Annotated in this window: 22 protein-coding genes; 16 read left to right on the top strand and 6 right to left on the bottom strand. The window is 64.0% G+C overall.

Annotated elements, in window-relative coordinates; translation table 11 throughout:
- From PSV26_RS03810 to PSV26_RS03740, 15 genes are all read left to right on the top strand, one after another.
- Positions 1–1,179: an acyl-CoA dehydrogenase family protein gene (locus tag PSV26_RS03810; protein WP_300567955.1), complete on the top strand. Its 1,179-nt coding sequence runs from the start codon at positions 1–3 to the stop codon at positions 1,177–1,179.
- Positions 1,180–1,195: 16 nt separating this feature from the next.
- Entirely contained in the window at positions 1,196–2,335 is a 1,140-nt protein-coding gene (locus PSV26_RS03805; protein ID WP_300567953.1) for an acyl-CoA dehydrogenase family protein, read from the top strand.
- Positions 2,336–2,398: 63 nt separating this feature from the next.
- Entirely contained in the window at positions 2,399–4,006 is a 1,608-nt protein-coding gene (locus tag PSV26_RS03800; protein WP_300567951.1) for a carboxyl transferase domain-containing protein, read from the top strand.
- Positions 4,007–4,029: 23 nt separating this feature from the next.
- On the top strand, positions 4,030–5,223 hold the full coding sequence (locus PSV26_RS03795; RefSeq protein ID WP_300567949.1) for a CaiB/BaiF CoA-transferase family protein: 1,194 nt from the start codon (positions 4,030–4,032) through the stop codon (positions 5,221–5,223).
- Between the two features lie 29 nt (positions 5,224–5,252).
- Positions 5,253–6,413, top strand: coding sequence for an acyl-CoA dehydrogenase family protein (locus tag PSV26_RS03790; protein ID WP_300567946.1), 1,161 nt, complete (start codon positions 5,253–5,255; stop codon positions 6,411–6,413).
- A gap of 16 nt (positions 6,414–6,429) precedes the next feature.
- A complete protein-coding gene (locus PSV26_RS03785) occupies positions 6,430–7,230 on the top strand; it encodes an enoyl-CoA hydratase-related protein (RefSeq protein ID WP_300567944.1) in 801 nt (266 codons plus the stop codon).
- Between the two features lie 5 nt (positions 7,231–7,235).
- Positions 7,236–9,239 carry a biotin carboxylase N-terminal domain-containing protein gene (locus PSV26_RS03780; RefSeq protein WP_300567941.1) on the top strand — a complete coding sequence of 668 codons (2,004 nt, stop codon included), beginning with the start codon at positions 7,236–7,238 and terminating at the stop codon, positions 9,237–9,239.
- Between the two features lie 82 nt (positions 9,240–9,321).
- Positions 9,322–10,242, top strand: coding sequence for an MBL fold metallo-hydrolase (locus tag PSV26_RS03775; RefSeq protein ID WP_300567938.1), 921 nt, complete (start codon positions 9,322–9,324; stop codon positions 10,240–10,242).
- A 92-nt stretch (positions 10,243–10,334) separates the two neighbouring features.
- A complete protein-coding gene (locus PSV26_RS03770) occupies positions 10,335–11,123 on the top strand; it encodes an enoyl-CoA hydratase-related protein (protein WP_300567936.1) in 789 nt (262 codons plus the stop codon).
- On the top strand, positions 11,123–11,794 hold the full coding sequence (can, locus tag PSV26_RS03765; protein WP_300567933.1) for a carbonate dehydratase: 672 nt from the start codon (positions 11,123–11,125) through the stop codon (positions 11,792–11,794). Before PSV26_RS03770 ends, can begins: the two co-directional genes overlap by 1 nt.
- Positions 11,795–11,827: 33 nt before the next feature.
- Positions 11,828–13,258, top strand: coding sequence for an MmgE/PrpD family protein (locus tag PSV26_RS03760; protein ID WP_300567930.1), 1,431 nt, complete (start codon positions 11,828–11,830; stop codon positions 13,256–13,258).
- Entirely contained in the window at positions 13,258–14,427 is a 1,170-nt protein-coding gene (locus PSV26_RS03755; protein ID WP_300567927.1) for an acyl-CoA dehydrogenase family protein, read from the top strand. Before PSV26_RS03760 ends, PSV26_RS03755 begins: the two co-directional genes overlap by 1 nt.
- 60 nt (positions 14,428–14,487) lie before the next feature.
- The gene (locus tag PSV26_RS03750) at positions 14,488–15,657 is read left to right on the top strand and encodes an acyl-CoA dehydrogenase family protein (protein ID WP_300567924.1); all 1,170 of its coding nucleotides are present in this window, start codon (positions 14,488–14,490) and stop codon (positions 15,655–15,657) included.
- Between the two features lie 26 nt (positions 15,658–15,683).
- Positions 15,684–16,661: an acyl-CoA dehydrogenase family protein gene (locus PSV26_RS03745; RefSeq protein WP_300567920.1), complete on the top strand. Its 978-nt coding sequence runs from the start codon at positions 15,684–15,686 to the stop codon at positions 16,659–16,661.
- Between the two features lie 340 nt (positions 16,662–17,001).
- Positions 17,002–17,953 (top strand): IS5 family transposase gene (locus tag PSV26_RS03740; protein WP_300568073.1). Its coding sequence is split into 2 segments (ribosomal slippage): positions 17,002–17,901 and positions 17,903–17,953, totalling 951 coding nucleotides; the frame shifts between segments, so codons are not numbered across the junction.
- Positions 17,954–18,078: 125 nt separating this feature from the next.
- On the opposite strand, the gene PSV26_RS03735 is transcribed toward PSV26_RS03740, so the two are convergent.
- The 4 genes from PSV26_RS03735 to PSV26_RS03720 are packed head-to-tail and all read right to left on the bottom strand — an operon-like array spanning position 18,079 to position 22,559.
- On the bottom strand, positions 18,079–19,068 hold the full coding sequence (locus PSV26_RS03735) for a tripartite tricarboxylate transporter substrate binding protein (RefSeq protein ID WP_300567917.1): 990 nt from the start codon (positions 19,066–19,068) through the stop codon (positions 18,079–18,081).
- Positions 19,069–19,124: 56 nt separating this feature from the next.
- The gene (locus PSV26_RS03730; protein ID WP_300567914.1) at positions 19,125–20,111 is read right to left on the bottom strand and encodes a tripartite tricarboxylate transporter substrate binding protein; all 987 of its coding nucleotides are present in this window, start codon (positions 20,109–20,111) and stop codon (positions 19,125–19,127) included.
- Positions 20,112–20,157: 46 nt separating this feature from the next.
- A complete protein-coding gene (locus PSV26_RS03725; RefSeq protein WP_300567911.1) occupies positions 20,158–21,345 on the bottom strand; it encodes a CaiB/BaiF CoA-transferase family protein in 1,188 nt (395 codons plus the stop codon).
- Positions 21,342–22,559 carry a CoA transferase gene (locus PSV26_RS03720; protein ID WP_300567908.1) on the bottom strand — a complete coding sequence of 406 codons (1,218 nt, stop codon included), beginning with the start codon at positions 22,557–22,559 and terminating at the stop codon, positions 21,342–21,344. The genes PSV26_RS03725 and PSV26_RS03720 overlap by 4 nt, the downstream gene beginning before the upstream one ends.
- Positions 22,560–22,642: 83 nt before the next feature.
- Here PSV26_RS03720 and PSV26_RS03715 point away from each other — a divergent pair, with 83 nt between their 5' ends.
- Positions 22,643–23,530, top strand: coding sequence for a LysR family transcriptional regulator (locus tag PSV26_RS03715; RefSeq protein ID WP_300567905.1), 888 nt, complete (start codon positions 22,643–22,645; stop codon positions 23,528–23,530).
- Positions 23,531–23,720: 190 nt separating this feature from the next.
- Here PSV26_RS03715 and PSV26_RS03710 read toward each other — a convergent pair whose 3' ends face one another.
- Complete coding sequence (locus tag PSV26_RS03710) at positions 23,721–24,023, bottom strand: hypothetical protein (RefSeq protein WP_300567902.1); 303 nt, start codon at positions 24,021–24,023, stop codon at positions 23,721–23,723.
- Between the two features lie 28 nt (positions 24,024–24,051).
- Positions 24,052–25,254: a CoA transferase gene (locus PSV26_RS03705; protein ID WP_300567899.1), complete on the bottom strand. Its 1,203-nt coding sequence runs from the start codon at positions 25,252–25,254 to the stop codon at positions 24,052–24,054.
- Between the last annotated feature and the right edge of the window lie 2 nt (positions 25,255–25,256).

Raw genomic sequence — 25,256 nt, 5'->3', positions numbered from 1 at the left:
ATGGACATCGATTTCAGCCCAGAAGACATGGCGTTCCAGCAAGAGGTTCGCGCCTGGTTCAAGGCCCACACGCCGACCGAGCTCAAGCGCAAGACCGTCACAGGGGAGATGCTGCAAAAGAACGACATCGTTCAATGGCAGCGCCGGCTCGACACCCAGGGCTGGCTCGTCAACGGCTGGCCCAGGGAATACGGCGGGCCGGGCTGGACGCCGACGCAGCGCTACATCTTCGACCTCGAGCGCGCGGCGGCCAGCGCGCCGGTGGGGCTGTCGATGGGCGTCATCATGCTCGGGCCGGTGCTGATCGCCTTTGGCACGCCGGAGCAAAAGGCGCAGTACCTGCCGCGCATCCGCCGCTGCGAAGACTGGTGGTGCCAGGGCTATTCCGAACCGGGCGCGGGCTCCGACCTGGCCAGCCTGAAGACCACGGCCGTGGCCGATGGCGACGATTACGTCATCAACGGCTCCAAGATCTGGACCACCTATGCGCATTGGGCCACGCACATGTTCTGCCTGGTGCGCACCGCCAGCACCGGCAAGAAGCAGGAAGGCATCTCCTTCCTGCTGATCGAGATGGACCGCCCCGGCATCGATGTCAAGCCCATCGTCTCGATCGACGGCGAACACCACCTGAACCAGGTGTTCCTCACCGACGTTCGTGTGCCCAGGAAAAACCTGGTTGGCCGCGAGGGCCAGGGCTGGGACATTGCCAAGTACCTGCTGACGCACGAGCGCACCAGCATTGCCGGCGTGGCCGACTGTAAGGCGCATCTGTCCAACCTGCGCGTGGCCGCCGCCGAGCGCCGCTCGGGCGGTCGCCCGCTGGCCGAAGACGCGGCGATGCGGCTCAAGCTGGCGCGCGCCGAGATCGAACTGATGGCGCTTGAATACACCAACTTCCGCGTGCTTGCGGCCACCGCTTCGGGCAAGGCGCCGGGGCCGGAGTCCTCGCTGCTCAAGACCATGGGCACGGCGGTGCAGCAGACCCTGTCTGAACTTGATGTTGAAATTGCCGCCGATCAGGCCTGGCCCTGGCATGCGCAAGGCGAGTTGGGTGACGGGCGGTTTGCCCATGCGATGCCGCACTACTGTTTCTCGCGCGCCGCCACGATTTACGGCGGCAGCGATGAGGTGCAGAAGAATGTGCTGGCCAAGATGCTGCTGGCCGGCGCGCGCTAAGGGGTAAAGGAAGACCATGAACTTCGAACTCTCCGAAGAACAGACGATGCTGCGCGACGCGGCACAGAAGTATCTGCGTGCCGCGTATGGTTTCGATGCCCGCAACCAGATCGTCGCGTCAGCGTCCGGCATGAGCCGCGAGCACTGGCAGCGATTCGGCGAATTCGGCTGGCTTGGGCTCGGACTGCTCGAGGGGCATGGCGGCTTTGGCGGCGTGGTCGAGCTGATCCAGGTCGCCGAGGCGATGGGGGCTGCGCTGGTGGTCGAGCCCTATCTTGCCAGCACGGTGCTCGGCGCGCAGGCGCTGACGCGCGCGGGCAGTCCGGCGCAGCAGGCGGCCTGGCTGCCCGGGCTCGCGTCCGGCCAGCGGATACTCGCATTGGCGCACGGCGAGGCCGATGCCCGCCATGAACTCAGCTATGTGACCACGCGTGCCACGGCCAAGGACGGTGGCTGGCTGCTGTCGGGTCGCAAGAGCGGCGTGCTGGGCGCCCCCTGGGCCGACGGCTTCGTTGTCGTTGCCAGAACCTCGGGGGCGGTGGACGAGCGTCGGGGCATCAGCCTGTTCCTGGTCGACGCCCAAACGCCTGGCGTGCAGGTGGCGGGCTATCGGGCCTACGACGGCAGCCGGGCTGGCGATTTGGTGCTGGACCAGGTCGTGCTCGGCCAGGACGCGTTGCTGGGTGTCAAAGGCGAGGGCATGGCGTTGCTGGAGAAGTTGATTGATCTGGGCATCGTGGTGGCTTGCGCAGACGCACTCGGCGCCATGGACGCGCTGCTGCGCAAAACCGGCGAGTACGCCAGCACGCGCAAGCAGTTCGATGTTCCGATTGCGAGCTTCCAGGTCATCCAGCACCGGTTGGTCGACATGTTTGCCGCCGTCGAGGCCAGCCGTTCCTTGTTGATGATGGCGGCCTTGCATGCCGAGCATCCCGACGCGGCCACCCGCTCGCGCGCTGTCTCGGCGGCCAAGGCGGCCATTGGCGAGCGCGCCCGCTTCGTGGCGCAGCAGGCGGTGCAGTTGCACGGCGGCGTAGGCATGACCGAGGAGCTGGACATCGGCCACTACTTTCGCCGTCTCACCCTCTTTTGCAACTTGTTGGGCAGCTCCGACCACCACCTGCAGCGCTTTGCGGCGCTGCGTGCGCCGGTCTGATCGCGTGATAACCGACCCATACCGAGCCGCGTGGCCGGCAGATCCACTTAAAGGGCCGCTTCGATGAGCTTGATGACATCTACCGCCGCGCCGAACTCGCCCGAGTTCCAGCGCAACCGTGAAGCCTACGAGGCGCGCATTGTCGATCTGCATGAACGCCGCGCACGTGCCCTGATCGGCGGCCCCGAGAAGGCGCGCTTGCTGCACAAGAAGCGCAAGCAGTTGCTGCCGCGCGAGCGCCTGGCCGCCGTGCTCGATCCCGGATCGCCCTTCCTCGAGTTCGGGCAGCTTGCCGGCGACGGCCTGTACGAGGGCGTGCCGCCGGGCGGCAGCATCATCACCGGCGTGGGGCTGGTGTGCGGGCGCGCCTGCATGCTGATGATCCACGATGCCACGGTCAAGGGCGGCACCTACTACGGCATCACCGCTAAAAAGCATGTGCGGGCCCAGATGTTCGCCTGGCAGCACCGGCTGCCGTGCATCACCATGGTCCAGTCGGGCGGCGCCAACCTGCCGGAGCAGGCGCATATTTTCCCCGACGACGGCCAGTTCGGCTCCATTTTCTACAACCAGATCCGCATGTCGGCCGAGGGCATCACCCAGATCGCGACCGTGCACGGGCCGTCCACCGCTGGCGGCGCCTATCTGCCGGCGCTGTGCGACGAGGCGGTGATCGTGCGCAATCAGGGCGCGATGTTCCTCGCCGGGCCCGAACTGGTGTATGCAGCCACCAAGGAAGAGGTTGACATTGAAACCCTGGGCGGCGGCGAGATGCACAGCCGCATCAGCGGCGTCACTGACCATCTGGCCGAGAACGACGGCCATGCCATCGCCATCGTGCGTGGCATCGTGGCCAACCTCGGCACCGTGGCCAAGCAACGCTGGGATGTGGCTCCGCCGCTGCCGCCGCGCCATGACCCGCGCGAAATCTACGGCATCGTCAGCGCCGACAACCGCCATCCGACCGACAACCGCGAAGTGCTGCTGCGGCTGATCGACGACAGTGACCTGCAGGAGTTCAAGCCGCTGTATGGCGACACCATGATCTGCGGCTTTGCGCGCATCAAGGGCTTCCAGATCGGCATTCTGGCCAACAATGGCGTGATCTTCTCCGAGAGCGCGCTCAAGGGCGCGCACTTCATCGAGCTGTGCTGCCAGCGCGACATCCCGCTGCTGTTTATCGCCGATGTGTCGGGCTTCATGGTCGGCAAAGCGGTGGAGCAGCAGGGCATCGCCAAGCACGGCGCCAAGTTCATGACGGCCATGGCCTCGGCCAACGTGCCGCGCTACACGCTGATCACCGGCGGTTCGTACGCGGCGGCCTACCTGGCCATGTGCGGACGCCCGTTCAAGCCCAACGTGATGATGATGTGGCCCACCGGCCGCGCCGCGCTGATGGGCCCCGAGCAGGCCGCCACCACGCTGGGTCTGGTGCGCGAGAACATTCACCGGCGCGAGGGCACAAGCTGGAGCGACGAAGAGCGCGAGAAATTCAAGCAACCGATACGCGAGCAGTTCGAGAGCTTTTCCAGCCCCTACAACTACGCCTCCAACCTGTGGTGCGACATGGTGATCGACCCGCTGGAAACGCGCGACACCATGGCTTTGCTGCTGGAGCTGGCGGGCCGTGTGCCGCCGCGCGACACGCACTTCGGCGTGTTCCGCATGTAATCTTTTAGTCCACGGTATTGAACATGCTCGAAACTATTCTCTCCGGCTGCCGCGTGCTCGACCTGACGCAAAACGTCGCCGGCCCCTTCTGCGCCCAGACTCTGGGCGACCTCGGTGCCGAGGTCATCAAGATCGAACGTCCGGGCAGCGGCGACGACGCGCGCCAGTGGAAACCGCCTGAAATAGGCGGCCAGTCGACCGGGTTTCTGGCGCTCAACCGCAACAAGAAGAGCGTGTGCATCGACCTGGATACCGCGCCGGGCCAGCAGTTGGCGCGCCGGCTCGCCGCCACGGCCGACGTGCTGGTGCATTCGCTCAAGCCGGGCAGCGCCGAGTCGCGCGGCCTGGGTTGGGACGACCTGCACCCCACCAACCCGCGCCTGGTGTACTGCGCGATCAGCGCCTTTGGCGAGGTCGGGCAGATGCGCGCGCTGCCCGGCTATGACCCGCTGATGCAGGCCTTCACCGGCATCATGAGCGTCAGCGGCCATGAGGGCGACGAGCCGGCACGTGTGGGGGTGTCCTTGATCGACATGGGCACCAGCATGTGGGCGACGACCGGCATTCTGGCGGCCTTGCTGCGCCGCGCCAGCACCGGCCAGGGCATGGCCGTGCATACCAGCCTGCTCGAGACCGGCCTGTCGTGGATGACCGTCTCGGTAGCCAACTACCTGGCCACGGGCAAACTTCCGCGCAAGATGGGCTCGGCCATGGCGATGATGGCGCCCTACGAGCTGTTTGACACGGCAGACGGCAAGGTTTTCATCGCCGCCGCCAATGACCGGCTGTTTGCCAAGGTTTGCGGCGCGCTGGGCAAGCCCGAACTGGCCGTGGACGCGCGCTTTGTCGGCATGTCGCAGCGCATCGCCAACCGCGAAGCGCTGCACACCGCACTGGAAGCGCGCACCCGGCTGCGCAGCACTGCGGCCAACGTGGCGGCCCTGCGCTCGGCGGGCGCACCGTGCAGTGAAATGCATGACGTGGCACAGGTGCTGGCGCACGAACAGGTGCGCGCGGTCGACATGCTCACCGACCTGCCGGTTACCGGCGCGCCTGAGCACAAGGCGATGGGCCTGCCGATCAATTCGCAGGGCCGGCGTGGCCGCACCGGCCAGAGCCCGCCAGCGCTGGGCGCGCACACAGACGAGGTGCTGGTGGCACTTGGCCTGAATGCGCAAGAGCTTGCCGAGCTGCGCCGCTGCTCGGTCATCGCCTGAGTGCGTTGACAATTTTTCAGAGAGCATTCATGGACTTTAGCTACACCGAAACACAAGTGCAGATTCGCGCCGCCGTCAAAGCCCTGTGCGACGGCTTTGGCCCCGAATACTGGCGCCAGTGCGCGCAGGACGGTGCCTACCCTGAGGCCTTTGTCGAAGCCATGATCAAGGCCGGCTGGCTGGCCGCGCTGATTCCCGAGGAATATGGTGGCTCCGGGTTGTCGCTGATGGACGCCTGCACCATCCTGGAAGAGGTCAACCACAACGGAGGCAACAGCGCGTCGTGCCACGCCCAGATGTACACCATGGCCTCGATCATGCGGCATGGCAGCGCGGCGCAAAAGCGCAAGACGCTGCCGCGCATTGCCGACGGCAGCCTGCGCCTGCAGGCCTTCGGCGTGACCGAGCCCGATGCTGGCTCCAACACGCTGCGCATCAAGACCTTCGCGCGCAAGGTGGCCGGTGGCTATGTCATCAACGGCCAAAAAATATGGACCTCGCGCTACAGCCACTCGCACATGTACTTGCTGATCGCGCGCACCACGCCGTTCGAGGAGGTGACCAAAAAGACGGAAGGCCTGAGCCTGTTTTTGGTTGACATCGCCAAGGCCGGCGCCTCGCTCAAGGCCAAGCCAATCCGCACCATGATCAATCACCACACCTTCGAGGTCTTCATTGACAACCTTGAGGTCACCGACGACGACCGTATCGGCGAGGAAGGCAAGGGTTTTTATTATCTGCTCGACTCGCTGCATTCCGAGCGCCTGCTGGTGGCCAGCGAGGCCATCGGCGACGGCAAATGGTTCGTCGAGAAGGCCTCGCGTTATGCCAGCGAGCGTGTCGTCTTCGACCGCCCGATCGGTGCAAACCAGGGCGTGCAGTTCCCCATCGCCCGCGCGCACATGAACATCGAGGCCGCCGAACTGATGCGCAACAAGGCCGCCACGCTGTTCGACGCCGGTCTGCCCTGCGGGCGCGAGGCGACCATGGTCAAGTACCTGGCCAGCGAAGCCGCCTGGGAAGCCGCCGAAGCGGCCATGACCACCTTTGGCGGCTACGGCGTGGCCTGCGAATACGACATCGAGCGCAAGTGGAAGGAGACGCGGCTGTTCCGCACCGCTCCGATATCCAACAACCTGGTGCTGGCCCAGGTGGCCGAACATCTGCTGGGCATGCCCCGTTCGTACTGAGTCAAGGAACAAGACGATGGAATTCACGACACTGCGCATCGAAACGGCGCCCGGCACCGAGGCCACCGATGGCATCCGCACCCTGGTGCTCAACCGCCCCGAGGTCATGAACGCGATGAACACGCAGATGTTCGTCGAGTTGCGCGAGGCCTTGCACGAACTGGCGTTCGACGACGCGCTGCGCGTGCTGATCTTCACGGGCGCCGGCGAGCGTGCCTTCTCGGCCGGCGGCGACCTCAAGCAGCGCGACGGCATGACCGACGGCCAATGGCGGCGCCAGCACCAGCTCGCCGAAGAGGTGTTGCTGGCCGTCAAGGATTTTCCGCAGCCCGTGATCGCCGCCGTCGAAGGCCACGCGCATGGCGGCGGCTGCGAGCTGGCGCTGATGTGCGACTACATCGTGGCCTCGCGCGCGGCGGTGTTCTCGCTGCCCGAACTGCGGCGCGGCATCATGCCCGGCGGCGGCGGCATCCAGAACCTGGTGCGCGCGGTCGGCATGCGGCGGGCCAAGAAACTGCTGCTCACCGCGCGCCGCTTCTCGGCCGAAGAAGCCGCCGAATGGGGCATGGTGACCGAGCTGGCCGAGCCGGGCACGGCGCTTGCCGCCGCGGTGGCCGACGCGCGCGACATCGTGCTGGCCGCCCCGATGGCGGTGCATTACGCCAAGTTGGCCGCCTCGCGCGGCGGCGAGATTGACTTCCACAGCGGCTACATGCTCGACATCGCCGCCTACAACGTGCTGGTGTCCTCGGCCGACAGGCTGGAGGGCGTGAAGGCCTTCAACGAAAAGCGCCCGCCGCGCTGGACAGGACGCTGAGTACCATGTTTAAGAAAATCCTGATCGCCAACCGCGGCGAGATCGCCTGCCGCATCGCCCGCACCTGCCGCCGCCTTGGCGTCGCGGCGGCCGGCGTGCATTCGAGTGCTGATCGTGATGCGCTGCATGTCGACCTGATCGGCGAGTCGATCGAGATCGGCGGCGCGGCGGCGGCCGAGAGCTACCTGCGCATCGACGCGGTGATCGACGCGGCCCGGCGCACCGGGTCGCAGGCCATTCATCCGGGTTTTGGCTTTCTGGCCGAGAACGCGGCGTTCGCGCGCGCGGTCGAGGCGGCCGGCCTGGTCTTCATCGGGCCGACGCCCGAGGTCATTGAGCGCCTGGGCGACAAGGCCTCGGCCAAGCGCGAGGCGCGCGCCGCCGGCGTTGCCGTACTCGGCGGCAGCGAGTTGCCGAGCCGCGATGCGGCCGAGGTGGCGGCCATCGTGCGCGGACTACCGTTGCCGGTGATTCTGAAGGCGGCCGCCGGTGGCGGCGGCAAGGGCATGCGGGTGGTGCAGCAGTTGGACGGACTGATGGAGGCCATCGAGTCGGCCATGCGCGAAGCCAAAAGCTCCTTTGGCGACGCGGCGTTGATCGTCGAAGCCTTTGTCGAGCGCGGGCGTCACATCGAGGTGCAGATCGTCGGCGACGGCCATGGCGAAGTGATTCACCTGTTCGAGCGCGAATGCACGCTGCAGCGGCGCCATCAAAAAGTCATTGAAGAGGCGCCAGCGGTGAACCTGGCTCCGGCGCTGCGCGAGGCCATGCTCGGTGACGCGGTGCGCTTGGGGCAGCGGCTGCGCTACCGCGGCGTCGGCACGGTGGAATTCATCGTGCAGGGCGAACAGCACCACTTTCTCGAAGTCAACCCGCGGCTGCAGGTCGAGCATCCGGTGACCGAAGAGGTGACGGGCATCGACATCGTGGAGGTCATGCTGCGTATTGCCGCCGGCGAGGGGCTGCCCTTGCGCCAGAGCGAGGTGCGGGTGCAGGGCCACGCGGTCGAGGCGCGGGTCTGCGCCGAGGATGCCGCGCAAAATTTCCTGCCCTCCACCGGCGAGCTGATCGCGGTGCGGTTCCCGACTTCTGGCGTGCGGGTCGAATCGGGGGTGCGGGCCGGCATGGCAGTCACGCCGTACTACGACTCGATGCTGGCCAAGCTGATTGCGCATGCGCCCACGCGCGAGGCGGCGCTGGACCGCCTGAGCCTGGCTCTGGGCGAAACCCAGGTCCACGGTGTCGAAACCAACTGCGCTTTTCTGCAGCGCCTGCTGGCCCTGCCCGCCACGCGCGACGCCAGCTTCCACACCCGTCTGATTGACGAGGTGCTGGCCGAGGGGAGTCAGGGCGCGAGCAGCGCGCCGCTGGAGCGGCTGGCCGCGGCGGCGGCCTGGTGGTTGCTCGATGCGCGGCGCAGCGGCAAGCAATTCGGGGCCTGGTCGGCCCTGGACGTGACGGGCTGGCAGATGCACGCCGGCGACGACGGGCTCACGCCGGTTCCGGCGCTGTTGCTGCACTCGGGCGGCACAACGCACGAGGTCCGGTTCGGCGCCGTCTCGCCCGAGCCCGAAGTGACGGTGCAAATCGGCGCCGAGCGGGTTCGCCTGGCGCTGGCCGCCATCGCCGGGGGCGATTGGCGTTTGCGCATGGGGGATCGTCATGAGGTACTGACCATCGTGCGCAGCGACGATACCGTGTTTGTGCAGGGCGGTGGCACCGCCCACGCCATCGGCGTGACCTCCTACCTCAGCCAGGCCGCCACCGGCCGCCAGGCCAGCGGCCAGTTGCGCACGCCGATGATGGGGATGATCCTGAAAACCCATGTGGCGGTTGGCGAGCGGGTACGCGCCGGCGACGTGGTGGCGACGATGGAGTCGATGAAGATGGAGCTGCGCATCAATGCCGACCACGATGGGGTGGTGCGCTTGCTGTCGGTGCAGGCCGGACAGATGGTCGAGCGCGGCCTGGTGGTGGCCGTGGTTGAGTCCGAGGGCACCGCGGAATAAGCGGCGGTAAATCCACCATGCGCGCCCATCTCTGCAAACATGGTGTTATCAATCGTTAAAAATGACGTGTCCGAGACAGCCTATGACCAACATCCAACTTCCGAGCGGTATTCAAGTTTTTGAGCGCGGCTGGCTGTCCTCCAACAACATTCTGTTCCTCGGCTCGGCGTCCAGCGCACTCGTTGACAGCGGCTACAGCACGCATGCGGAACAAACCACCGGGCTGGTCAGCGCCGCCTTGCAGCAGCGGCCGCTGGATTTGCTGCTCAATACGCATCTGCACAGTGACCACTGCGGCGGCAATGCCGCCCTCCAGCGCAGTTATCCAGAACTTCAAACCCTCATTCCGCCCGGCCATGCATCACTGGTCTCGACATGGGACCCCGTCGCTCTGAACTATGTGCCATCCGGGCAACACTGCCCCCGGTTCAAGTTCGATGGCCTTCTTTTACCGGGCACGGAAATCCAGCTGGCCGATACGCCGTGGCAAGTCCATGCGGCACCAGGCCATGATCCCCATTCCGTCATTCTGTTTGAGCCTCGGTCCCAAACCTTGATTTCGGCAGATGCCTTGTGGGAAAAAGGCTTCGGCGTGGTGTTTCCGGAGCTCGACGGTGACGCCGCATTCGACGAGGTGGCCGCCACATTCGACCTGATCGAGCGGCTTGACCCGCGCTGGGTCATTCCCGGCCACGGCCCGGTATTTGGCTACCGAGCCGAGGTGCTGGCCAACGCGCGTGAGCGCCTGAGCGCCTTCGTCAAGAGCCCAGAGCGGCATGCGCATCACGCGGTCAAGGTGTTGCTGAAATTCAAACTGCTTGATCAGCAGCAAATGCCTTTTGCAGATTTTGTCAGATGGGCCACCAACACCAGCTACTTTCAGCTCATTCACCAGAGGTTTGTTCCTTCGGTTCCCATCGACCACTGGATGGAACAGTTGACGCAAGAGCTTGTGCGTTCAGCAGTCGCACGAAGAGAAGGTGACATGGTCTACAACGCGTGAAATCGGTCACGGCGTGAACCATGCGACGAAGGCGCTGACGAATCAGCGGCCGTATGAGCAGAGCAAGCAATTTTTTAACAGGAGAGCAAGACATGATTGAAGCAGAAACGGTTCTGTACGAAGTGCGCGATGGCATTGCCACCGTGAAGATCAACCGGCCCGAGATGCGTAACGCGCTGTCACCGGCAGCCGCCAACCGGCTGCACGATCTGTGGGGCGAGGTCGATGCCGATAAAAACGTGCGCGTGGCCATCCTGACTTCTGCCGACTGCGGCACCTTCTGCGCCGGTCTCGACCTGCGCGAGGCCGCTCGTGTCAAGAAGGAAGAGGGCGTCGACATCCTTACCAAGATGAAGGACCCGTTTCACGGCCGCCAGCGCCGCGTGGCCAAACCCATCATCGCCGCCATGACCGGGCACCTGATTGCCGGCGGCATGATGCTGAGTCTGAACTCGGATTTGCGCGTGGGCCTCAAGGGCACGCAAGTCGGCATTACCGAGACGCGCATCGCCGGGCGCGGCAGCCCCTGGGCCATTCCGCTGCTGTGGATGCTGCCGCAGCCGATGCTGATGGAGATGGTGCTGACCGGCGACCTGTACCCGATCGAAACCTTTCATGGGCTGGGTTTCATCAACTATCTGGAAGACACGCCGGATGCGGTGCGCGCTCGCGCCACCGCGCTGGCCGAACGCATCCGCGACAACGCGCCGCTGTCGGTGATGGCGGGCAAAGAATCGATCATGACGGCGATGAGCGCCGGCTGCGAGGCCGGCATGGCGCTGGCCCACAACACCTACCGTGCCGCTTACGCCAGCGAGGACGCGCAGGAGGGTCCGCGTGCCTTCGCCGAGAAGCGCAAGCCGGTGTGGAAGGGGCGCTGATGTCGCTCCAGGGAGATGCCATATCCAGCCTGGCCCCTCTGTTGGAGAGCAACCGTGCCTGGTCGGCGCGCTGTGCTGCGGAAGATCCGCAGTACTTCGAGCGGCTGGCGCACCAGCAGATGCCGCGCTACCTGTGGATCGGCTGTTCCGACAGCCGGGTGCCGGCCAACGAAATCCTGGGCCTGCGGCCTGGCGAGGTGTTCGTGCACCGCAACGTCGGCAACCTGGTGGTGCACTCCGACCTGAACTGCCTGACGGTGCTGCAGTATGCGGTCGAGGTGTTGAAAGTCGAGCATGTTCTCGTGGTGGGTCACTACGGCTGCGGAGGCGTGCAGGCGGTGATAGAACAGCGCCGCACCGGTCTGGCCGACAACTGGTTGCGCCATCTGGAGGATGTGGCGCGGAAACACGCTGATCGGCTCGACGGCATTTCCGGCGTTGACGAGCGCGCAGCGCGTCTTTGCGAGATGAATGTGATCGAGCAGGTCAGCAACGTGTGCCGCACCACCACCCTGCGCCGCGCCTGGGAGCGCGGGCAGCAAGTTGAGGTGCACGGGCTGGTCTACGGCCTGCGCGACGGCTTGCTGCGGCCGGTCGGGGGCAGCGTCAACGGCGTGGAGGACCGGCAGAAGCAATACGCTCAGTCGCTTGCTACGCTTGGCACACTCTGAGTTACACGAAGAACACAAGAAAGGTTATTTCACATGTCCGCCGACACGACAGCCGTCCCGTCCTCCCGCATCGCCGCCCAACTGGCCGCCTTCGCACACGGGCTTGAGCCCGGCATGCTGCCTGCGGCCGTGGTCGAACAGGCCAAGTTGCTGATGCTCGATGCATTGGGCATCGCCCTGGCCTCGTCTCAGCACGACTTCGCGCACTGTGCCTACCGCGGCCTGCAGGCCCTGGGCGGCGCGGGTGACAGCGCCGTCATGGGTGCCTTTGCACCCCTGCCGCTGCGCGACGCGGTGCTGATGAACGGCATCCTGGTCCACGGGCTGGACTTCGACGACACCCACCCCGGCGCCATCACGCACCCCAGTGCCAGCGCTTTTCCGCTGGCGCTGGGTCTGGCGGCGCAGCGGCACGCGACGGGGGCCGAGATGATCACAGCTTATGTGCTGGCGATCGAGGTCGCCGCCCGTCTGGGTGCGGCGGCGCGGGGCGGTTTTCATGACGTTGGTTTTCACCCCACCGGGCTGGTGGGCGCTTTTGGCTGCGCGCTGGCGGCCGGCAAGCTGATGGGGCTGGACCAGGCCGCCCTCGAGCACGCGCAAGGCGTGGTGCTGTCGATGGCCTCCGGCAGCATGGAGTTTCTGAGCGACGGCGCCTGGACCAAGCGCATGCACCCGGGCTGGGCTGGCGTCAGCGGGCTGACCGCCGCGGCGCTGGCCGGTGCCGGATTCCGTGGCCCGTCGCAGCCGTATGAAGGCCGCTTTGGCCTGTACGCCAGCCACCTGGCTGCGCGCGGCCTGAACGCCGATTTGTCACTGTGCACGCGCGGCCTGGGCGAGCGCTGGGAGCTGATGGAAGTGGCGGTCAAGTTGTATCCAACCTGCCACTTCACGCACGCCAGCATCGATGCCGCGCTGGCGCTGCGCGCGGCCGGTCTGCGCGCTGACGAGATCGCCTCGGTGCAGGTGCTGCTGCCGCAAGGGGTGCACCCGGTGGTGTGCGAGCCGGTGGCGGCCAAGCGCCGCCCGGCCAATGTGTACGAGTCGCAGTTCAGCATCCACCATCTGGTCGCCGTGGCGCTGCTGCGCGGCCAGCTCGGGCTGGCCGAACTGGCCGCGTCCCACCTGGCTGACCCGCAGGTGCAGGCGCTGGCTGACCGCATCGAGCACGCGGCCGACCCCGATGCCGATTACCCCACCTTCTTTTCCGGCGAACTGCGCGTGCGCACGCACGACGGGCGCGAACTGCGCTGGCGCGAGTCAGCGCACCGCGGCGCACCGGGCCGGCCGATCACGGCCGCTGACATCGAGGCCAAATTCATGGGCAATGCGCTACCGGCATTGCCGCGCGATCAGGCGCTGCGCCTGCGCGACACGCTGCTGACGGCCGATCGCGTCAAAGACGCCGCCACCCTGGCGCACACCCTGACCCACCCCAAAACCAGCACCTCCGGAGCCCTCTGATGACTACCAGCCAGCCCATGGCCTTTGATGCTGAAAAAGAAAATCTGGTGCTCGACGCCGTCGAACGCTTTGTTGAACGCGAGATCAAGCCGGTGGCGCAACGGCTGGAGCACGCCGACGAATGGCCCGCTGACATCGTGGCCGGCATGCGCGAGATGGGCCTGTTCGGCTGCGTCATCCGGGAGGAATACGGCGGCCTGGGCCTGTCGGCCAGTACCTATGCCAAAGTGGTGGAGCGCATCGCGCGGGTCTGGATGTCGGTGTCGGGCATCATCAACTCGCACCTCATCATGGCCGCCTGTGTGCAGCGCAACGGCACCGAGGCGCAGCGCCAGCACTTTCTGCCGCGCTTTGCCAGCGGCGAGCTGCGTGGGGGCCTGGCCCTGACCGAGCCCGACTGCGGCACCGACCTGCAGGCGGTGCGCACGGTGGCCCGGCGCGACGGCGATCACTATGTCATCAACGGCACCAAGACCTGGATATCCAACGGCATCCATGGTCAGGCCTTTGCCGTTCTGGTCAAGACCGCCCCCGACGCCCAGCCGCGCCATCGTGGCATGAGCCTGTTCATCTGCGAGAAGGGCCCCGGCTTCACGTCCACCAAGAAGCTTGAGAAGCTTGGTTACAAGGGCATCGACAGCGCCGAGCTGGTGTTCGACAACTTTCGCGTGCCAGCCGCCAATCTGGTCGGCAGCGTCGAAGGTCAGGGCTTCAAGCACGTGATGGGCGGGCTCGAACTTGGGCGAATCAATGTGGCGGCGCGCGGCGTCGGCGTGGCGCGCGCCTGTCTGGAAGAATCGGTGGCCTATGCCCAACTGCGGCGCACCTTTGGCAAGCCGATCTGCGAACACCAGGCGATCCAGCTCAAGCTGGCCGACATGGCGACCCGGGCCGAGGCCGCGCGCTTGCTGGTGGAGCAGGCCGCCAAGGCGTATGACGCTGGCCAGCGCTGCGACATGGAAGCGGGCATGGCCAAGCTGTTTGCCAGCGAGGCGGCGGTCGAAAACTCGATGGAGGCCTTGCGCATCCACGGGGCTTATGGGTACTCGAAGGAAATGAACGTCGAGCGCTATTATCGCGACGCGCCGCTGCTGTGCATTGGCGAAGGCACCAACGAATTGCAGCGCCTGATCATCGCCAGCCAGTTGGTGGAGCGCAGCCCGATCTGATGCATCGCCTGGGGCGGTGCATCAACTCGGCGGTGAATGAATCCCACGGAGGAAAATTTCTTGAACAATCTGCTATCCGCTTTCCGGTTCGCCGCCCTTCCCGCCGGGACGAACCCGTTTCGCGCCGAGGTAAAGGCCTTTCTCCAATCCAGCCTTGAGCCAATGCCCGCCGACATCCGGGCCCGTTCATGGATGGGCTTCAATGCCGCCTTCAGCAAGAAGCTGGCCGCACGGGGCTGGGTCGGCGTGACCTTGCCCGCGCGCTACGGCGGTGCCAGCCTGGACGCCTTCTCGCGCTTCGTGCTGGTGGAAGAACTACTGGCCGCCGGCGCCCCGGTGTCCGCGCACTGGATCGCCGACCGCCAGAGCGGGCCCTTGATCCTCAAGTTCGGCACGGAGGCGCAACGCCAGTTTTACCTGCCGAAAATCTGCGCCGCCGAGGCGTTTTTCTGCATCGGCATGAGTGAGCCCAATGCCGGCTCCGATCTGGCTAGCGTCGGCACCCGGGCCACGCGATGCCAAATTGACGGTTCAAGCGGCTGGCGCCTGAACGGCCGCAAGATCTGGACCACCAACGCGCAGCACTGCCATTACATGATCGCCCTGGTCCGCTCGTCGGGCGAGCCGCAGGATCGGCAACAGGGCTTGTCGCAGTTCATTGTCGACCTGGCATTGCCCGGCGTGACGGTGCGCCCGATCCGTGACCTGGCGGGTGATGCACATTTCTCCGAGGTGTTTTTCGACAACGTGCTGCTGGCCGACGACGCGCTGATCGGCAATGAAGGCAGCGGCTGGGCGCAAGTCAATGCCGAACTGGCCTTCGAGCGCAGCGGCCCGGAGCGGGTGTATTCCAGCATCGTGCTGCTGGAGCACTGGATCACCTGCCTGCGCCGCAGTCCGCATGCGTCGGCGCATGCCGCCACCATCGGCCGCTTCGCCACGCACCTGGCTACGCTGCGCAATATGTCGATTGCCGTCACGGCCAAGCTCGTCAACGGGGAAAGCCCGTTGGTCGAAGCGGCCTTGGTCAAGGACATTGGCACCGAATTCGAGCAGAGCATTCCCGTTGTGATCGAAGCCGCCATCGCTATGGATCCGGACGCCCCGGTCGACGCCGAGCTGTACCGCGCCGTGGCTTATGTGAGCCAGGTGGCGCCCACCTATTCCCTGCGCGGCGGCACGCGCGAGATCCTGCGCGGCATGATTGCGCGTGGTCTGGGCCTGCGCTGAACCCAGGTTGAATACGAAAGCATTCCATGTTTGCACAAGCGATTGAAGACATTCTCCAGGACCAATGCACGCCCGCCGTGGTGCGCGCGATTGAAGCGGGCGGCTCGCCGCTTAAGCTGTGGCAGGCGATCGAGGGCGCCGGCTTCCTCGAACTGCTGGCGTCTGAGGATGCTGACGGTGCCGGCCTCCCGCTGGCCGATCTGTTCCCGATCCTGAGTAGCTTTGGCCGCTACACGGTGCCGGTGCCGGTGGCTCAGACGATTGTGGCGCGAGCGCTGCTGGGGTCGCAGTTTGCGATGCCCGCTGGCATGATTACGCTGGGCGCTGCGTTGCGGCGCGAGGCCAGTGGCGCCATCGTTTGTTCATTGACGCCTTACGGCCTTGTAGCCGATTTCGTATTGGCCAGAGATGGCGATGCTTTGTTGCTGCTGCCAGCAGCAGCGGCCCGGCGCGAGGCGACCGGCGTTCATGGCAGTCTGGTGGCCACCCTGCGCTGGCCTGATGAAGGCGTTGCCACCCGGGTGCCCGGTGCGGGCCCGCTGCTGCCGGCGTTTGCGGCAGCCCTGCACGCCGCCTTGCTCAGCGGCGCCATGACCCGCGTGTTCGAAATGACACTGCAATATTGCAATGACCGCATCCAGTTCGGCAAAACGTTAGGAAAGTTTCAGGCAGTTCAGCACCAGTTGAGCGTCATGGCCGAACATGTGGCTGCTGCCTCGATAGCCGCCGAAGCGGCTTTTCGCACCGACGTGACCACGCCCTCCCTGCTTGCTGCCGCCATGGCCAAGTCGCGCACCAGCGAGGCGGCGGTGCTGGTGGCTTCCATCGCCCACGCCCTGCACGGCGCGATCGGCATTGCTGAAGAATGCGACCTCCAATTGCTGACCCGGCGCCTGCACGAGTGGCGCATGGCCCACGGTTCGGAAACCCATTGGAACGTGTTAATCGGGAATAGCGTATTAGCTGCAGACATGTCCATCGCCGATTTTGTGCAGTCTGTTTAGGCGCACCGCTTGTGCGCTTAATCTTACTGTGTCACAAATGTAGACGCAGATTTATTGACCTGCAATGCGGGCAGTGCCCGAGGCCGCTTGTCAGGGCGACGCTCAACTGAAGGCGCAGCGCCACGTGGCGGACTCGATCACGAGCTTGCGAATACATATCGGCGCGCTTCTGGCTCGTACCCTTCCAAGATGCCCTTGCTGCCTTCGACAGCAGTGTAGGTTAATTGAATGACACAGTAAGACTAGCTAGGCCTTAGGAAACTCTGATCAAGTCCACCGGCATTGACTCGTGAACGTTGCTACACAAGGCAACCAACGGGGCAACGATATGACCAAGCAAATGACACTGGCAGGTGGTGGTTTCGAGAAATACGGCAAGACGACCCGGCGCGCGGCCTTCCTGGCCGAGATGGAGCGTGTCGTGCCATGGGGCCAGCTATGTGCCCTGATCGAGCCGCACTACCCCAAGGCGGGCAACGGCCGCCCGCCGGTAGGTCTTGAGCGCATGCTGCGCATCCACTTCCTGCAGCACTGGTTCAACCTGTCGGCCCCGGCAGTGGAAGAGGCGTTTTACGAATCGGCGTCCATGCGCCAGTTCGTGGGCATCGATCTGGGACGCGAGCCGGTGCCAGACGAAACCACGATTTTGAAGTTCCGCCATTTGCTCGAACGCCATGAACTGGGAGCCAGGCTGTTCGAGCAGGTCGGCGCTCACCTGCAAGCCCAGGGCTTTCGGCTGTCCACGGGCACCATCGTGGATGCCACCTTGATCGCCGCACCGAGCTCCACCAAGAATGCGGGTCAAAGCCGCGACCCCGAGATGCACCAGAGCAAGAAGGGCAACCAGTGGTACTTCGGCATGAAAGCCCATGTGGCGGTGGATGCCAAGAGCAAGCTCATCCACCGGGTCGTAGCCACCAGCGGCAATGTGCACGACAGCAAGGTGCTGCCCAGCCTCTTGCACGGCAAGGAAAGCGCCGTGTGGGGTGACAGCGCCTACGCCGGTCAAAGCGAAGTCATCGAACGGGCCGCCCCCTGGGCGCAGGATTTGACGCAACTCCGGGGCAAGGGGTACAAGTACCTGAGCCAGATGCAGCGCACCATCAATCGCAGCAGGTCAAAGGTGCGCGCCCGGGTCGAGCATGCCATCGGCACGATCAAGCGCATCTTTAACTTCACCAAGGTGCGCTACCGGGGTTTGGCCAAGAATGGCAACCGGCTGTTCGTGGCTGCGGCCTTGGGCCAACCTGTACATGGTGCGCAGGCAATTGCTGGCATTGCCACGCCCGTAGTGGGCCAGGAGCGCACCGGGAGGCCGCGACAGCGGCGCTCAGCGCGTCAATTCAGCTTGAAAACTCGCCCCTTCGCTGAAAATCTGAGCGTCCGGCCGTTTAACGGGGCTTGATCAGATTTTCCCTTACTCGGTTTTCAGGCCAGAGGCCTTCACCACCTTGCCCCACTTAGCGTAGTCGTTGCGGATGAAGGTCTTGAACTCAGCGGGCGACATGGTCCACGGCTCGTAGGCCATGTTGCGGATAGCTTCCTGCATCTCGGGCTTGCGCATGGTCTTGAGCGTTTCTGCATAGATGCGTTCGACCAGCGCCGGGGGCATCTGCGCGGGCGCGACGATGCCGAACCACAGGTCGCTGCCGGCTTCTTCGAAGCCGGGGAAACCCGCTTCGCTCAGCGTGGGCACGTCGGGCATAGACGTGCTGCGTCTGGAGCTCAGAATGGCGAGGGGGCGGATCCGCCCGCTTTTAGCCTGCGGCATCACCGTGACGGGTATGTCGAACATGGACGCCACGTTGCCTGCGACAACGTCTGCCATCGCCGGACCGCTGCCTTTGTAGGGAATGTGGAGTAACGGCGCGCCGGTCAGCAACTTCAGTACACCCCCTGACAGGTGGTTTGTCGTGCCGTTGCCACCCGAAGCGAAGGTTGCCGAATTCGGGTTGGCCTTGGCCCAGGCCACGAACTCCGCCACGTTGCGCGCCGGTACCTTGTCATTGACGACCAGCATATTGGCGTAGGAGACGATGGGTGTAATCGGCGTGATGTCGTTCAGCGGGTCGTACGGGTGTTTGGCCATCACATGTGGGTTGATGGAGGTGGTGCCGGTGTGTGCAAAACCCAGCGTGTAGCCATCGGGCGCGGCCTTGGCGGCGGCATCGATGCCGATGGCGCCACCGGCACCGCCGCGATTGTCCACGATGACCGGCTGTCCGATGCCATCGGACAGGTTGCGGGCAAAGGTGCGCGCCAGCACGTCGCTCGGCCCTCCCGCTGCAAAAGGCACGATCAAACGGACCGGCTTTTGTGGCCAAGGCGCTTGGGCCATCGCAGCTAGTGGCGCAGCCAGCGTCGCGAGAAGGAAGGCGGCGAGCCGCAGGGGTTTCGTGGTTTTCATGATTTGGTCTCCGGTGAAAAAAGTGGTGAGAGCGCACGCAGGTCAGCGGCCTAGCGTCAGTCTGTCTTGGCCCCGGTGGCCTTGACGACCTGGGTCCAGGAGGCGATTTCCCCCCGAAGTTTTTTATCGAACTCATCGCCGGTCAGGATTTCGAGCTCTGCGCCCAGTGCCACGACACGGTCGATGGTGCGCTTGTCTTTGAGGATCGCGATCATGTCATTCTGGATCTTTTTAGCAAGCGCCGCTGGAAGTGCCGCAGGCGCGACGAAACCGTTCCAGTTCTTCATACTGTAGCCCGTCACACCGGCCTCGCTTGCTGTCGGAACGTCGGGCATCAGGGGCGTTCGGAGGTCGCCCGAGACGGCCAGCGCGCGCAGCTTTCCTGTCTTCACGTGCGGGGCCAAAACGGAGATGGACGTCGCCATCATGTCGACCTGACCCGACAGTAGGTCGGTCACTCCCGCACCGTTGGATTTGTAGGGCACATGCATCATCTGAATCCCGGCCATGTGGACGAGCTTGGCCATCGCAAGGTGTGGTGACCCGCCGTTGCCGCTGGACGCGTAGGTCAGCACGCCAGGTTTTGCTTTTGCAAGCGCGATCAGCTCCTGCAGCGTATTTGCCGGCACGGCCGAGTTCACGCAAAAAGCGAACTGGTTGAACGTGGTGTGCAGCAGCGGCTTGAAGTCGCGCACCGGATCGAATGGCAGATTGGAATTCAGCGCGGCGTTCATCGCGTGGTTGCTTGCCAGCATGCCCAGTGTGTAGCCGTCGGGAGCAGCCCGTGCAATTGCCTGGGCCCCCACCACGCCGCCGGCGCCGGTCATATTCTCGACGACAACCGCAACACCCCAGAGCTCGGCCAGCCGCTCCGCCATCATGCGCGCTGTTGCATCGCTGACCGTGCCGGGTCCGTATGGCACGATCATCTTGACGACCCGATTCGGGTACGCCTGCGCGAAGACCTTGCCTGGCGCAATGGAGGCCAATGCCAGGGTGGTCAATGTGGTGGTTGCGGCTTGCCGCCGGTTGATGTGTTTCATTGCTGTCTCCTTTTGTTGTCAGGTTCGTGTTTGCGCGTCGCCGCTGTCAGCCCACGACGCCCCGGGCCGCAAGGCCGGAAATGTTTCGCCCGGATTTGCCGAGCGAGGCGAGCACTTCGCGCGTATGTTCGCCCGTGGCAGGCGCGGGCCTGGTGACGCCCGCCGGCGTTTCAGAAAGCCTCAGCGCCGATGCAAATTGGGGAATTTCCCCATGCAATGGGTGCGCGATGCTCGTGAACATGCCACGTTCTCTCAGGTGCGGATCGTCCAGCATCTGAGCGATGCTCTTTACCGGTGCGATGCAAACGTCGAGCTTCGCGAAGTACCCTTCCCAGTAGCCGCAGTCGCGACCCAGAATGACGTTGCCGACCTCGCGCCGGGCAGCCGATTCCGCTGCATCGGGGCCGCGCAAATAATGCTCTGACTTGCGCGAATGGGCGGCCAGTGAGGGGCGGTCGATCGCCTCGCAGAAGTTGCGCCACAAATGCGGTTCCGAACATGCCACGGATAGAAACTGTTTGTCCCGGGTTGGATACAGGGCGTAATACGGGTAGCCTCCGCAGAAGACACCTTCGCCTGCCGCCGGCATATGCCGGGCGCTGAATACCTGACGTAAGTTGGGTGTCGCCGCAAGCAGTGCGACCGTCGATTCGAAATAGGAAATGTCGAGGTACTGACCTGCGCCAGAACGTTCGCGCGCGAAGAGGGCCATGAGAATGGCCAGCGCACCGTGCATGCTCGCGCCGCCATAGTCGGCAACCAGATTCAGCGGGATGTCGGGTGCTTGACTCCCGGCCCCCCACAGGCTGAGTGCGCCAGAGAGCGCAAGAAAATTCAGATCGTGCGCGGGGCGGTCTCTGTAGAGCCCAGTCTGGCCAAAGCCCGACAGCGAGCAAAAGATCAGGCGGGGATTGCGCTGCCGGAGTGATTCGTAGTCCGCTCCCAGGCGCTTCATGACGCCAGGCCTGAAGCCTTCGATGACAATGTCGGCGTTTTCAGCCAGCTCCAGAAAGATCGCGTGTCCTTCTGGCGCCTTGAGGTTGAGGGCCATGGACCGCTTGTTGCGGTTGGTATGCGAAAACGCTTCTGAGCGCGCCGCGTCCGACTGCCCCGCTGCTGCCGGCGTGTCGATCTTCAACACGTCTGCACCCATGTCGGCAAGCATCATTCCGGGCAGTTCGGCGGGGGGCACGCGCCCAAGCTCCAGCACCTTGATGCCTTCAAGTACCTTCATGCGACAAGTCGCCCATCAACTATCGCAACGGCAAGGAACACACCGGCGTCTTCCAGCACGGCCTGAGTGTCTTCGCCCAGTCTTGGCGGAATTTCAGGCACGGATTGCCATTTATCGAACCTCACCGGATTAGCCGGAAAGACGAGCGCGCCCATCTCGTGGTCCGCCACCCGCACGAAATGGCCGACAGCCTTGAGGTGCGGGTCATCCTGCAGCTCTTCCAGGCGGTTCATGCGCGCCGCCGGGATGTCCAGACGGCGGCACACTTCGAGCCAGTCGGCGGTGGAACGCTTACGGATGTGCGCTTCAAGGCGTTCATACAAGGCCTCAATATGGTGCGTGCGATCCGCGATGGTCGCAAACCTCGTGTCGAGCAGCGCCTCTTCGTCATCGGTCTCGCGCAGGAAGGCCTGCCAGTGGGCATCCGTGTAAGGCATGATGCACAAGTAACCGTCCAGAGTTGCATAGGGTCGCCGCGTCGGCATGAGGGCTCGGCGGTAACCGATGGGCATGGAGGGCGCATCGAATTGCGCGCCGTGCATGTGTTCCACGAGTCCGAACGACACCACGGATTCGAACATCGGGACTTCAACGGTTGAACCGACGCCCGTGCGGTTACGTTTGATCACTGCCGCCAGAATCGCGTTGACCGCATAGAGTGAGCCCACCTTGTCGGCGACTGTCGTCGGCAGGTAGCGCGGCGTGCCGCTCTGCATTTCCATCAATGCGGCCATGCCCGCCAAGCCTTGAATGACATCGTCGTAGGCGGGTTGACCCGCATACGGCCCCCTGGAGGAAAAGCCTACCAGTTCGGCAAAGACAAGCCGGGTATTGCAGGCGCGCAGGACTTCAGGCCCGAGGCCGAGCCCGGCCAGCTTTTCAGGGCGCATGTTGTGCATGAAAACATCCGCAGTGCTTACCAGCGCCATGAGAGCTTCGCGCCCCTTTTGCGTCTTTAGATCGAGAACAACGCTGCGCTTATTCCGGTTCACTCCGAGAAACAGCGCAGCCATCCCCTTTGCGCGCGAAGGCCCGATCTCACGTGTGCTATCGCCCGAGGGAGCCTCGATCTTGATGATGTCAGCCCCGTACTCACCGAGTATCTGGCTGGCGTAAGGACCCATCACTACCGTGCTCAGGTCGATGATGCGAATGCCGTGCAGCGGTGCGTCGAAATTTTCAGCGAGACGCGACGGGTTTGAAGGCTTGTTCATTCTTCGATCTTAGTGAAAACGCATCATTTCCACAAATATCAAATATGTCTTGATCTATAAAAAGTATCAATAAATAATCCGCCATGGAACTAAGGCAACTTCGTCACTTCATTACCTTGGCTGAGACGCTGAATTTCAGTCGAGCTGCCATACGCCTGAATATTGCCCAGCCGGCGCTTTCGATCTCGATCCGCAATCTTGAGGAAGAAATCGGCGCCCGGCTTTTCGATCGTGGGTCGCGTCGCGTCTCGCTGACGCAGGCCGGGCGGCTGACATTGTCGTCGGCCCGCCATTCACTGGCACACGCACAGGACGTCTCCAGGCTGGCGGGGGCTGCCGCTACCGGCGATGCAGGTATCGTGAAGATGACCTTCGTCGGCGGCGCGACTTTCCGGCTGCTGCCGCAACGGCTTCCCGAGTTCCGACGCCGGTTTCCCGAAGTCGAGATGGAGCTTACTGAAGGGACGAGTACGCAGGTTGTCGAACGCGTGCGTACCGGCGTGGTCGATGTGGGCATCGTGCGCCACCCAGTCATCCATCCCACAGGGCTGGCTACCCATGTGCTGGAAACTGAGCAGCTTGTTGCCGTGGTGCCGCGTACCCATCGGCTGGCCGCTAAGGGCACGATTCGCCTGCGTGAATTGACCAGCGAGGCCTTCATTCAATATTCCCAGCTGCATGCGCCATCGATGCATGCCGTGGTATCCATTGCCTGCCAAGGGGCCGGATTCATGCCTCTCGTCAGCCAGGAAGCTATTCAGATTCACACCATCATCAGCTTGGTCGAAAGCGGATGGGGCGTCGCGCTCGTGCCCGGATCCTGTGAGCCAACACTGGGTCGCAATGTGACGTTCTTGCGTATACGCGATCACAAAGAGCCGCTGAAGGTTGGCCTCGCGCTGGTCACAGATCCCCTGAATGGAACGCCGCTGGTGCAAAACCTGATCCGGATTTTATCTGGTCAAGGCTGAACGCAGACTTGTTTTTTCGCGTTGGACCCCCAGCTACTTTTTGTGTGCCTGCGCGCTTTCGCCCAGTGCTTGAAACGAGTCTTCGCACATGATGGTGTCGATGCCGATGACATTACGTGCTGCAAAATTTCAAGCACAATAGCCAGCGGTTACTCGACCAGCGATATAGCCGCGCTCTGGGTTTTCATCTTCAGCAGATATTGCGCGGCAGGGACTCACGCCTCTTAGAGTGGACCCCTTCGGTGCGCTTATCGAGCAAGATCAGATTCTTGATCCCTAGCAGAGTGCTTCTCCCCGCTCCTGATAATGCGCCGGGCTGCACGTCCTTGCGCTCTTCGAGGAGAGGGGTCTTCTGGTTCAGGTTCTGCTGGCTCCAAAATGAGTCCTTGCCTTTTATCTTTTTACCCAAAACTGGGCTCGATTCCACAGTCAGCGTCAGAACAATGCGCGGCTTTTTGGCACATAGCCACGCGCCGCGACACACTTCGGCCATAGGTATCGGGTTAGCACCAAGCGTGGCCTCAAGCGCGGCAAACTACCGCACCGCTGGCCTGCAGCTGCATCACCTCTTCTTCGGTATACCCGAACTCAGTCAGCACATCGCGCGTGTTCTCGCCCAGTTCAGGCGCGTGGTAACGGTTCTCAGGCTCCGACTCCGACCATTCGGTGGGAATGGCCGTAGTGTAAAGCTCGCCTTGTGTCGGATGCGTGATCTTGCGGATGAAGCCGGTGGACGTCACGTGCTCATCGACGAGGATGTCATCAATGCTGTACATGCGTGCCGCAGGCAGGTCGGCTTTCTCGAATAGTGCCAGCCAGTCGGCCGTGCTGCGCGTCTTGATGATTTCGCTGAGGTACCCGTAGACGTAGTCGATGTTGACCAGCCGCTGGTTCTGGCTCTGGAAGCGCCCGTCGTCTCTGAAAACTTCGGGCTTTCCGATGGCGTCGAAGAAGCTGCGCCAGTGCTTGTCGTTGTAGACCAGCGTGCAAATGTAGCCATCGCTGGTTTGGTAGGGACGGCGGTCATGCGCTAGGCTGCGCTGGTAGCCTGTGGGTCCCGCGGGCGGAATGAACTGATGGCCAGCCAGATGCTCGCCCAGCACGACAGACAGCATGCCTTCGAACATCGGGACATCCACGCGCTGGCCCCTGCCGGTGCGCCCACGGTAGACGAGTGCGCTCGTCACTGCCGTACACAACTGCAGGCCGGCCATGCGGTCCACCAGCACCATGGGCGCGTAGCGCGGTTTGTCGGCGCCGGCTTCCTGCGACAGCCAGGGAATACCGACCATGCCTTGGATCAGGTCGTCATACGCCGGCTTGGCCGCATACGCGCCCTTCTGGCTGAAGCCATAGGCCCCAGCATAAATCAGCTTCGGGTTGATGGCATGCAGCGCTTCATAACCCAGGCCAAGCCGATCCATGGCCTGAGGCCGGATGTTATAGACCAGCACGTCCGCATCCTTGATCATGCGCAGCAGCACGGCCAAGGCCGCAGGCTGCTTGAGGTCCAGCACGACAGAGCGCTTGTTGCGGTTAATTGAGAGAAAGAAGTGCCCCATGTCCGGGTTGCGCATGGGCCCGGATTTGCGCATGACGTCGCCAGCGGGTGGCTCGATCTTGATGACGTCCGCACCATAGTCGGCCAGCACCGAGCTCGCATACGGCCCCATGACAACACTGGTCAGGTCCAGCACCCGGATTCCGCTCAGGGGGCCGCTCACTT

Source organism: Polaromonas sp. (assembly GCF_029945685.1).
In the GTDB taxonomy this organism is placed as follows: domain Bacteria; phylum Pseudomonadota; class Gammaproteobacteria; order Burkholderiales; family Burkholderiaceae_C; genus Polaromonas.
This window is presented reverse-complemented; position numbering and strand designations above follow the sequence as displayed.

Bases quoted from the DNA above. Each gene is read 5' to 3' on its own strand.
- PSV26_RS03810 (WP_300567955.1), top strand. From the start codon at position 1: ATGGACATCGATTTCAGCCCAGAAGACATGGCGTTCCAGCAAGAGGTT.
- PSV26_RS03805 (WP_300567953.1), top strand. From the start codon at position 1,196: ATGAACTTCGAACTCTCCGAAGAACAGACGATGCTGCGCGACGCGGCA.
- PSV26_RS03800 (WP_300567951.1), top strand. From the start codon at position 2,399: ATGAGCTTGATGACATCTACCGCCGCGCCGAACTCGCCCGAGTTCCAG.
- PSV26_RS03795 (WP_300567949.1), top strand. From the start codon at position 4,030: ATGCTCGAAACTATTCTCTCCGGCTGCCGCGTGCTCGACCTGACGCAA.
- PSV26_RS03790 (WP_300567946.1), top strand. From the start codon at position 5,253: ATGGACTTTAGCTACACCGAAACACAAGTGCAGATTCGCGCCGCCGTC.
- PSV26_RS03785 (WP_300567944.1), top strand. From the start codon at position 6,430: ATGGAATTCACGACACTGCGCATCGAAACGGCGCCCGGCACCGAGGCC.
- PSV26_RS03780 (WP_300567941.1), top strand. From the start codon at position 7,236: ATGTTTAAGAAAATCCTGATCGCCAACCGCGGCGAGATCGCCTGCCGC.
- PSV26_RS03775 (WP_300567938.1), top strand. From the start codon at position 9,322: ATGACCAACATCCAACTTCCGAGCGGTATTCAAGTTTTTGAGCGCGGC.
- PSV26_RS03770 (WP_300567936.1), top strand. From the start codon at position 10,335: ATGATTGAAGCAGAAACGGTTCTGTACGAAGTGCGCGATGGCATTGCC.
- can (WP_300567933.1), top strand. From the start codon at position 11,123: ATGTCGCTCCAGGGAGATGCCATATCCAGCCTGGCCCCTCTGTTGGAG.
- PSV26_RS03760 (WP_300567930.1), top strand. From the start codon at position 11,828: ATGTCCGCCGACACGACAGCCGTCCCGTCCTCCCGCATCGCCGCCCAA.
- PSV26_RS03755 (WP_300567927.1), top strand. From the start codon at position 13,258: ATGACTACCAGCCAGCCCATGGCCTTTGATGCTGAAAAAGAAAATCTG.
- PSV26_RS03745 (WP_300567920.1), top strand. From the start codon at position 15,684: ATGTTTGCACAAGCGATTGAAGACATTCTCCAGGACCAATGCACGCCC.
- PSV26_RS03735 (WP_300567917.1), bottom strand. From the start codon at position 19,068: ATGAAAACCACGAAACCCCTGCGGCTCGCCGCCTTCCTTCTCGCGACG.
- PSV26_RS03730 (WP_300567914.1), bottom strand. From the start codon at position 20,111: ATGAAACACATCAACCGGCGGCAAGCCGCAACCACCACATTGACCACC.
- PSV26_RS03725 (WP_300567911.1), bottom strand. From the start codon at position 21,345: ATGAAGGTACTTGAAGGCATCAAGGTGCTGGAGCTTGGGCGCGTGCCC.
- PSV26_RS03720 (WP_300567908.1), bottom strand. From the start codon at position 22,559: ATGAACAAGCCTTCAAACCCGTCGCGTCTCGCTGAAAATTTCGACGCA.
- PSV26_RS03715 (WP_300567905.1), top strand. From the start codon at position 22,643: ATGGAACTAAGGCAACTTCGTCACTTCATTACCTTGGCTGAGACGCTG.
- PSV26_RS03710 (WP_300567902.1), bottom strand. From the start codon at position 24,023: ATGGCCGAAGTGTGTCGCGGCGCGTGGCTATGTGCCAAAAAGCCGCGC.